The sequence below is a fragment of the Cellulomonas sp. NPDC089187 genome, from assembly GCF_040685135.1.
Lineage (GTDB): Bacteria > Actinomycetota > Actinomycetes > Actinomycetales > Cellulomonadaceae > Cellulomonas.
In genome coordinates this window covers 1-2,456 of sequence record NZ_JBFBHI010000008.1, presented here as the reverse complement: position 1 = coordinate 2,456, position 2,456 = coordinate 1, and the positions used below count along the sequence as shown (strand labels likewise).

The 2,456-nt window shown below is 57.2% G+C and carries 2 rRNA genes; both read left to right on the top strand.

The annotated features are described in order from the left end of the window. Nucleotides 1–279: 279 nt before the first annotated feature. A 16S ribosomal RNA gene (locus AB0N78_RS14550) occupies nt 280–1,800 on the top strand. A 356-nt stretch (nt 1,801–2,156) separates the two neighbouring features. After that, a 23S ribosomal RNA gene (locus tag AB0N78_RS14545) occupies nt 2,157–2,456 on the top strand; the annotation flags it as partial.

Here is a 2,456-nt window from a genome sequence, read left to right as displayed (position 1 = left end):
GAAGCCCGCCAGGGTTGATGAGGGATGCGCGTCTGTTCTTTGAGAACTCAACAGTGTGCCTAAGTAGTTGATGCCAAATGGCTCAGCGCTTCGGATCGGGTCTCCATGATGGGGGCTTGTGAGGTGGTGTTGAAGTCTTTGGTTGACTGGATGCGATCTGGACCCCGTTCGGGTCGTGTCCGATTAGCCGAATCTGAACGGTTCTTCCACACGTCAGCGTGGGAGGCCACTTTGTGTGTCGGTTGCTCGCCGCTTTCGGGTGGTGGGTGCCATGAGACATTCACGGAGAGTTTGATTCTGGCTCAGGACGAACGCTGGCGGCGTGCTTAACACATGCAAGTCGAACGGTGAAGCCCAGCTTGCTGGGTGGATCAGTGGCGAACGGGTGAGTAACACGTGAGTAACCTGCCCCTGACTCTGGGATAAGCCTTGGAAACGAGGTCTAATACTGGATACGAGACGCTCGGGCATCCGAAGTGTCTGGAAAGATTTATCGGTCAGGGATGGACTCGCGGCCTATCAGCTTGTTGGTGGGGTAATGGCCTACCAAGGCGACGACGGGTAGCCGGCCTGAGAGGGCGACCGGCCACACTGGGACTGAGACACGGCCCAGACTCCTACGGGAGGCAGCAGTGGGGAATATTGCACAATGGGCGCAAGCCTGATGCAGCGACGCCGCGTGAGGGATGACGGCCTTCGGGTTGTAAACCTCTTTCAGCAGGGAAGAAGCGAAAGTGACGGTACCTGCAGAAGAAGCGCCGGCTAACTACGTGCCAGCAGCCGCGGTAATACGTAGGGCGCAAGCGTTGTCCGGAATTATTGGGCGTAAAGAGCTCGTAGGCGGTTTGTCGCGTCTGGTGTGAAAACTCAAGGCTCAACCTTGAGCTTGCATCGGGTACGGGCAGACTAGAGTGCGGTAGGGGAGACTGGAATTCCTGGTGTAGCGGTGGAATGCGCAGATATCAGGAGGAACACCGATGGCGAAGGCAGGTCTCTGGGCCGCAACTGACGCTGAGGAGCGAAAGCATGGGGAGCGAACAGGATTAGATACCCTGGTAGTCCATGCCGTAAACGTTGGGCACTAGGTGTGGGGCTCATTCCACGAGTTCCGTGCCGCAGCAAACGCATTAAGTGCCCCGCCTGGGGAGTACGGCCGCAAGGCTAAAACTCAAAGAAATTGACGGGGGCCCGCACAAGCGGCGGAGCATGCGGATTAATTCGATGCAACGCGAAGAACCTTACCAAGGCTTGACATACACCGGAAACTTCCAGAGATGGTTGCCCCGCAAGGTCGGTGTACAGGTGGTGCATGGTTGTCGTCAGCTCGTGTCGTGAGATGTTGGGTTAAGTCCCGCAACGAGCGCAACCCTCGTCCTATGTTGCCAGCGGGTTATGCCGGGGACTCATAGGAGACTGCCGGGGTCAACTCGGAGGAAGGTGGGGATGACGTCAAATCATCATGCCCCTTATGTCTTGGGCTTCACGCATGCTACAATGGCCGGTACAAAGGGCTGCGATACCGCGAGGTGGAGCGAATCCCAAAAAGCCGGTCTCAGTTCGGATTGGGGTCTGCAACTCGACCCCATGAAGTCGGAGTCGCTAGTAATCGCAGATCAGCAACGCTGCGGTGAATACGTTCCCGGGCCTTGTACACACCGCCCGTCAAGTCACGAAAGTCGGTAACACCCGAAGCCGGTGGCCCAACCCTTGTGGGGGGAGCCGTCGAAGGTGGGACTGGCGATTGGGACTAAGTCGTAACAAGGTAGCCGTACCGGAAGGTGCGGCTGGATCACCTCCTTTCTAAGGAGCATCTGACGCTCGCCTGTTGGTGGGTGTGCAGAGGCCATGCTCGGACCGTACGCGTTCGGGGTGGTGCTCATGGGTGGAACATCAACTGCGGTCATTGTCTTGTGGCTGGTGTCTAGTACAGCTCTTCGGAGTGTGGAACGGTGTTGGTTGTGGGGTGGTGGTCATGGGCACACTGTTGGGTCCTGAGGGAACAGCCCGCTTGTTGGGAGGTTGCTTCGACGGGCCTGGTTGACCTTGTCAAACCGCTTGCGTGCTTTCGGGTGTGTGGGTAGGTGCGGGTTGTATCTGGGGATCGTTCGTTGTTTGAGAACTGCACAGTGGACGCGAGCATCTTTGTATGTCTTTGTGGTCAAGTTTTTAAGGGCACAGGGTGAATGCCTTGGCACTAGGAGCCGAAGAAGGACGTTGTAGCCTGCGATAAGCCTCGGGGAGTTGGCAAACGAACCGTGATCCGAGGATTTCCGAATGGGGAAACCCCGCACGAGTCATGTCGTGTGACCCGCACCTGAATATATAGGGTGTGAGGAGGGAACGCCGGGAAGTGAAACATCTCAGTACCGGCAGGAAGAGATATTCCGTGAGTAGTGGCGAGCGAAAGCGGATCAGGCCAAACCGTATGCGTGTGATAGCCGGCAGGCGTTGCGTAT